Source organism: Variovorax boronicumulans NBRC 103145 (genome assembly GCF_001591345.1).
In the GTDB taxonomy this organism is placed as follows: Bacteria; Pseudomonadota; Gammaproteobacteria; order Burkholderiales; family Burkholderiaceae_C; genus Variovorax; species Variovorax boronicumulans.
The window spans coordinates 1-5,688 of sequence record NZ_BCUS01000210.1 but is presented as its reverse complement, the minus strand read 5'-3'; the positions used below and the strand labels follow the sequence as shown (position 1 = coordinate 5,688).

Below are 5,688 nucleotides of genomic sequence, written 5' to 3'. Positions count from 1 at the left end.
CCGTCGTGGCCTACCGGCGCCTGGCGCCCGCGCTCGACGACGCGCAGCGCCGCATCGCGACCGAAGCCGCCGCCGGACACGGCATCTGGCTCTTCAGCAGTTCGGAAGCCATCGGCAACCTGCAGCGCGCCATGCCGGGCACCTCCTGGCAGGCCGCGCGCGCCATCGCCACCCATGCACGCATCGGCGAAGCCGCGCAGGCCGCGGGTTTCGGGGCGTTGCGTGTCTGCACACCCCTGCGGGAAGCGCTGATCGCGTCGATAGAATCCTTCGCATGAGCGCCGCGTCCCCGTCCGACGACCTTTCTCCCCCTTCCGCCGCCCCGGTGCAGGTGCCCGCCACGGTGGCGCCGCACCAGACGCCCGCCGCCCAGGCGGCCGCGGCCACCCTGCTGGCACGCATCGGCATGGGCCTCGTGGCCCTCGTGGCGCTGATCGCGCTGCTGTCGACCATCGCGCTGTGGCAGAAGGTCGGCGGCATGAAGGAACAGCTCGCGCGCCAGAGCGCCGAGGCCACCGCCCAGTCGATGGAAGCGCGCACGCTGGCGCGCCAGGCCAGCGACACGGTGCGCGACGCCGCTGCCCGCGTGGCCCTCATCGAGACCCGCGTGGCCGAAGTCGCGCTGCAGCGCTCTCAGCTGGAAGAACTCATTCAAAGCCTCTCGCGTTCGCGCGACGAGAACCTGGTGATCGACATCGAATCCGCCGTGCGCCTCGCGCTGCAGCAGGCACAGGTCACGGGCAGCCTCGAGCCGCTGCTCGCCGCGCTCAAGGCCGGCGACCTGCGCATCGCACGCGCCGCGCAACCTCGGCTGGCGCCCGTGCAGCGCGCCATGCAGCGCGATGCCGACCGCCTGCGCAGCAGCGCCAGCACCGACAGCGCCGAAGCCCTGCAGAAGCTCGACGAACTGGTGCGCAGCGTGGACGACCTGCCCACGCTCAACGCGGTGGCCGTGCGCGGCAACGGCGTCAACGCCTGGCGTCCCGAACCCATTCCCGCTGATGCGCCCTGGTGGCAGCGTGTGCTGCTGACCATCCGCGGCGAGGCCCGCTCGCTGGTGCGCGTGGGCCGCATCGAGAGCCCCGAGGCGGTGCTGCTGGCGCCCGAGCAGTCGTACTTCCTGCGCGAGAACCTCAAGCTCAAGCTGCTCAACGCGCGGCTGTCGCTGCTGTCGCGCCAGATGGACGCCGCGCGCGGCGAACTGGGCCAGGTCACCACATCGCTCAACCGCTATTTCGATCCGGCCTCGCGCCGCACGCAGGCCGCGGCCACGCAGCTGCAGCAACTGCAGCAGCTCGTGCGCAGCACGGAGCCGGTGCGCATCGACGACACGCTGGCCGCGCTGACCACCGCGGCCGCAGGGCGCTGATCCGTTCATGCGCGCTGCAATCTGGCTCCTCGCGCTGTTCGCCGTCGCTGCGGCGGTGGCGCTGTTCGCCGGCAACAACCAGGGCACGATCACCGTGTTCTGGCCGCCGTGGCGGGTCGATCTCTCGCTGAACCTCGTGCTCGTGATCCTGCTGCTGACCTTCGTGCTGCTGCACGTCGCGTTGCGCGCGCTCGCGGCGCTGTTCTCGCTGCCCACGCAGGCGCGCCACTGGCGGCTGCAGCAGAAGGAACGCATGCTGCATTCCGCCTTGCTCGATGCGATGGTGCAGCTGATCGCCGGCCGCTTCTCGCGCGCCCGCAAGGCCGCGCAGGCCGCGCTCACGCAGGAAAAGACACTGGCCGCGCTCGGCGCCGAGCTGCCGCAAGCGCAGCAGGTGCGCGTGCTGTCGCACCTGCTGGCCGCCGAAAGTGCGCAGGCCCTGCAGGACAAGGCCGCGCGCGACGCCCATCTGCAGCAGGCCCTCAACGAAAGCGCCGACCGCACCGTGCTCGCGAGCCCGGAAACTCGCGAAGGCGTGCAGCTGCGCGCCGCACGCTGGGCGCTCGACGACCGCGACCCCACGGCCGCGCTCGCACGGCTCGAAGAACTGCCGCAAGGCGCGCAGCGCCGCACGCTGGCGCTGCGGCTGCGGCTCAAGGCCGCGCGGCAGGACCGTCGCACGGTCGAGGCGCTCGACACCGCGCGCCTGCTGGCCAAGCACCGCGCCTTCTCCGACGCGGCGGCGCAAAGCATCGTGCGCGGCCTCGCGACCGAGCTGCTGACCGGTGCGCACGATCCGGCGCAGCTGCTGCGTGCGTGGTCCGAACTCGATTCCGCCGAGCGCCAGATGCCCGAGGTGGCCATCCACGCGGCCCAGCGCATGGTCGCGCTGCGCGGTGACCTGGCACTGGCACGCGGCTGGCTGCTGCCGGCCTGGGAGCGCATGGTGGCGAACCCGCGCGGCCTCGGCGACGGGCTGCGTGTGAAGCTCACGCGCGCGCTGGAAGCGGGGCTCGACTCGGTGGATGCCGACTGGCTCGCACGCATCGAGAGCGCGCAGCGCAACAACCCGCGCGACGCCAACCTGCAGTACCTCGCCGGCATGGCCTGCATGAAACGCCAGCTGTGGGGCAAGGCCCAGCAGCTGCTCACGCAGGCCGGGCTCGGTTTGCAAGACCCCGACCTCTACCGGCGTGCCTGGCTCGCGCTGGCTCAGCTGGCCGAGGCGCGCGAAGACCACGCGCAGGCCGCCGATGCGTGGAAGCGCGCGGCGCAGGTCGACAACACGCCCTGAGCGTTGCCTCGGTCCGCCGGCTTCAAGAGCACGCGGATTCCTTTGCGGTCGCCAGGCCTGTTGTTCGCACCGACGGCTTGCCGTTGCCGAAGATCAGCAGGCTGAAGCCGGCCAGCACCCACACCCCGATCCCGCCGTAGAGCATCACCCAGCCGAAGCTGTGCACCAGCGCCGCATGCACGGCGGCGCCCGACGGATCGGCCTGCGCCAGCGCCGGGAACTGCTCGGGCAGTGAGGCGAAGCTGCCCGCCGCGACCTTCTCGGCCAGCGCGCGCAGCTGCACCGCATCGAGCGACGCGGACAAGGCCTGCTTCAGGTGTGCATGAATGCCTTCGAGCAGCAGGAACCCCATCAGCGCGATGTTGATGGCCAGCGTGATCAGCCGCGCGCTCATGTCCATGCCCGAGGCCATGCCCGCGCGCGCGCTCGACACCGAGCCGGTGGTGGTGTTGGTGACGGGCGTGTTTGTCAGGCCCAGCCCGATGCCGGCCAGCAGGCAGCCAGGCAGCAGCGTGAGCCAGCTTGCGTGCGCCACGCCGCTGCCCCAGCGCATCGCGACGAAGCCCAGCCCGATCACGAACAGCCCCGCCGGGATGACCACGCCGGGCCGGTAGCGCATCGACAGGCGCTCGGCCAGCGGCGGCAGCACCAGCGTGGGCAGCGTGTAGGCCAGCAGCGCCGAGCCGGCCGTGACGGCGTCGTAGCCCAGGCCGCTCTGGAAGTAGATCGGCAGGTAGATCATGAACGGCCAGAAGCTGAAGTTCATGCCGATGGAGCCGACGATCGAGCCCGAGAAATTGCGGATGCGGAACACCGAGAAGTCGAACATCGGGTGCGGGTTGATCTTCTCGACCCACACGAAGACCGCGAAGCAGGCCAGCGTCGCCACGAGGATGCCCATGGCCACTGGGCTCGCGAAGCCCAGGCCCGGCCCCTGCGTGATGAAGTAGGTCAGGCCGAACACCGCGAGCGACAGCGTGACGATGCCCGGCAGGTCGAGCCGCTTCGCATCGGGGTCGCTGGACTCTTCCACGCTGCCCAACACCAGAGCCAGCGCCACCACGGCCAGCGGCACATGGACCAGGAACACCCAGTGCCAGCTCGACAGCGCCACGATCGCGCCGCCGACGATCGGCCCGAAGCCCAGCCCCATGCCGAACACCACGCCCCAGATGGCGAAGGCCTTGCTGCGTTCCTTGCCTTCCTGGAACTGGTGCGAGAGCACCGCGAGCTGGCAGATCAGCATCGCGCCGCCGGCCAGGCCCTGCAGGAAGCGGCTGACGATCAGCACCGGCGCGTTGCCCGCGATGCCGCAGGCCAGCGAGGTGGCGCCGAACAGCACCACGCCGACGATCAGCACGCGCTTGCGGCCGTAGCGGTCGGCCAGTGTGCCCGCGGCCATCAGCACCGTGGTGCAGGCGATGGTGTAGGCGTTCATGATCCACTGCATGTCGCTGAAGTCGCCATGCAGTGATTTTTCGAGCGTGGGAAGAATGACCGGCACGCTGGAGATTTCCAGGCCGAACATCAAGGCAATCAGGCAGACCGCGGACAGGGCGATCCGGTTCTTGCCGGCAGGGGAGAGGGACATCGGACGGTTTCCAAAAAGGCAGAGCGGCCGATTCTGGTGAAACCCTCTTCATGATGGAAATGATTTGATTTCCTAGAATTCATTAGGAAACATCATTTATCCAGGATCGCCATGGACTTCGACCCCACGCTGTTGCGCGCCTTCGTGGCCGTCAAGGAAACCGGCGGCTTCACGCGCGCCGCCGAGCGCCTGCACCTGACCCAGTCGGCCATCAGCCACCAGATCCGCAAGCTCGAGGAACAGGTGGGTCGGCCGTTGCTGCACCGCACGACGCGCCGCCTCACGGTGACCGAGGACGGTGAGGATTTCCTGCGCTACGCGACGCAGATCCTCGACACGCTCGACGCGATGACGCGGCGCTTCCAGCCTTCGCCGATCTCGGGCGTGGTGCGCTTCGGCGTGCCGGACAACTTCATGGGCGACCGCCTGCCGCCGCTGCTTTCGCAGTTCGCGCGCGGGTTCCCGGCGGTGCGCATGGAGGTCTGCGTGAGCATGCACACCGACTTGCGCGCGGCCATCCGCGCCGGCGAGCTCGACCTCGCGGTCGTGATGTCGCCGCCCGACGTGGTGGAGGGCACCTGCCTGCGGCGCACGCAACTGGTGTGGGCTGCGGCCGAGGCCTTCGAGGCGCCGAAGGGCGCATCGCTGCCGCTGGCCTTCTTTCCGAAGCCGTGCGTCAACCGGCAGGTGGCCGGGTCGGCGCTCGACCTCATGTCGTCGCTCGACTGGCACGTGGTCTTCACCTCGGCCAGCCCGCAGGGCATTCGCGCGGCGGTGCTGGCGGGGCTCGCGGTGACGGTGCTCACGCGCGAAGAGGTGGAGCCGGGCATGAAGATCGTCGACGGCCGCTACGGCCTGCCGCCGCTGCCGAGCGTGAACTTCTCGCTGATCTGGAGCGAGAACGGCAAGACGCCCTGTGCCTGCCGCTTCGGGCAACTGATCCTGGAGATGCCTGACCTGCCCGGTGTCGAGGCACTGCCGCAGCAGGCCTGAACTCCGAAGCAAAAAAAACGGCGCCACGAAGGCGCCGTTTTCATTTGCGAGGAGGCAGGGCTCAGAGCGAGCGCTGCTGTTCCTGCGGCTGCTGTTGCTGTTCGAACGGCAGCGACATCGAACCGAGGTCGCGGCGGGTTTCGACCAGCACCAGCGGGCCTTCGTCGAGCACGATCACCGGCGGGCGTTCGCGCGGCACGTGCACCGGCTTCGGCTCGGCGGCGATCGCGGCGCGCGCCTGCGCGATGCGTTCGGCATCCGAGTTGACCCACTGCAGGCCCGAGCTTTCGGCGATCTGCGCGAGCTCGTTCAGCGGCAGTTCGAAGGCCTGCACCTTGGGCAGTGCACGGCCGTTGCCGGCGGGCGCTGCTGCCGCTGCGGGCTTGGCCGCGGCTTCGACCACGATGGGCGCTGCGACGGGTGCCGGTGCGGGCGCGGCGG

5 protein-coding genes and 1 pseudogene are annotated in these 5,688 nt (G+C 70.0%); 4 read left to right on the top strand and 2 right to left on the bottom strand.

The features are described 5' to 3' along the window. The 3 genes from VBO01S_RS32910 to VBO01S_RS30620 all read left to right on the top strand — a co-directional run. On the top strand, positions 1 to 278 hold a 278-nt coding region (locus VBO01S_RS32910), incomplete at its 5' end, for a uroporphyrinogen-III synthase (protein ID WP_502688679.1). After that, positions 275 to 1,369 (top strand): uroporphyrinogen-III C-methyltransferase, encoded by a 1,095-nt coding sequence (locus tag VBO01S_RS30625; protein WP_062482753.1) that lies wholly within the window; start codon positions 275 to 277, stop codon positions 1,367 to 1,369. The genes VBO01S_RS32910 and VBO01S_RS30625, both read left to right, overlap by 4 nt. A 7-nt stretch (positions 1,370 to 1,376) precedes the next feature. Further along, a complete protein-coding gene (locus tag VBO01S_RS30620) occupies positions 1,377 to 2,663 on the top strand; it encodes a heme biosynthesis protein HemY (RefSeq protein ID WP_062482750.1) in 1,287 nt (428 codons plus the stop codon). 22 nt (positions 2,664 to 2,685) lie between these two features. Here the strand turns inward: VBO01S_RS30620 and VBO01S_RS30615 are convergent, their stop codons facing one another. Then, positions 2,686 to 4,254 carry an MFS transporter gene (locus VBO01S_RS30615; RefSeq protein ID WP_062482746.1) on the bottom strand — a complete coding sequence of 523 codons (1,569 nt, stop codon included), beginning with the start codon at positions 4,252 to 4,254 and terminating at the stop codon, positions 2,686 to 2,688. Between the two features lie 111 nt (positions 4,255 to 4,365). Here VBO01S_RS30615 and VBO01S_RS30610 point away from each other — a divergent pair, with 111 nt between their 5' ends. Continuing rightward, the gene (locus tag VBO01S_RS30610; protein WP_062482744.1) at positions 4,366 to 5,247 is read left to right on the top strand and encodes a LysR family transcriptional regulator; all 882 of its coding nucleotides are present in this window, start codon (positions 4,366 to 4,368) and stop codon (positions 5,245 to 5,247) included. Positions 5,248 to 5,308: 61 nt separating this feature from the next. Here the strand turns inward: VBO01S_RS30610 and VBO01S_RS32905 are convergent. Further along, positions 5,309 to 5,688, bottom strand: a pseudogene (locus VBO01S_RS32905) (Rne/Rng family ribonuclease); the annotation flags it as partial.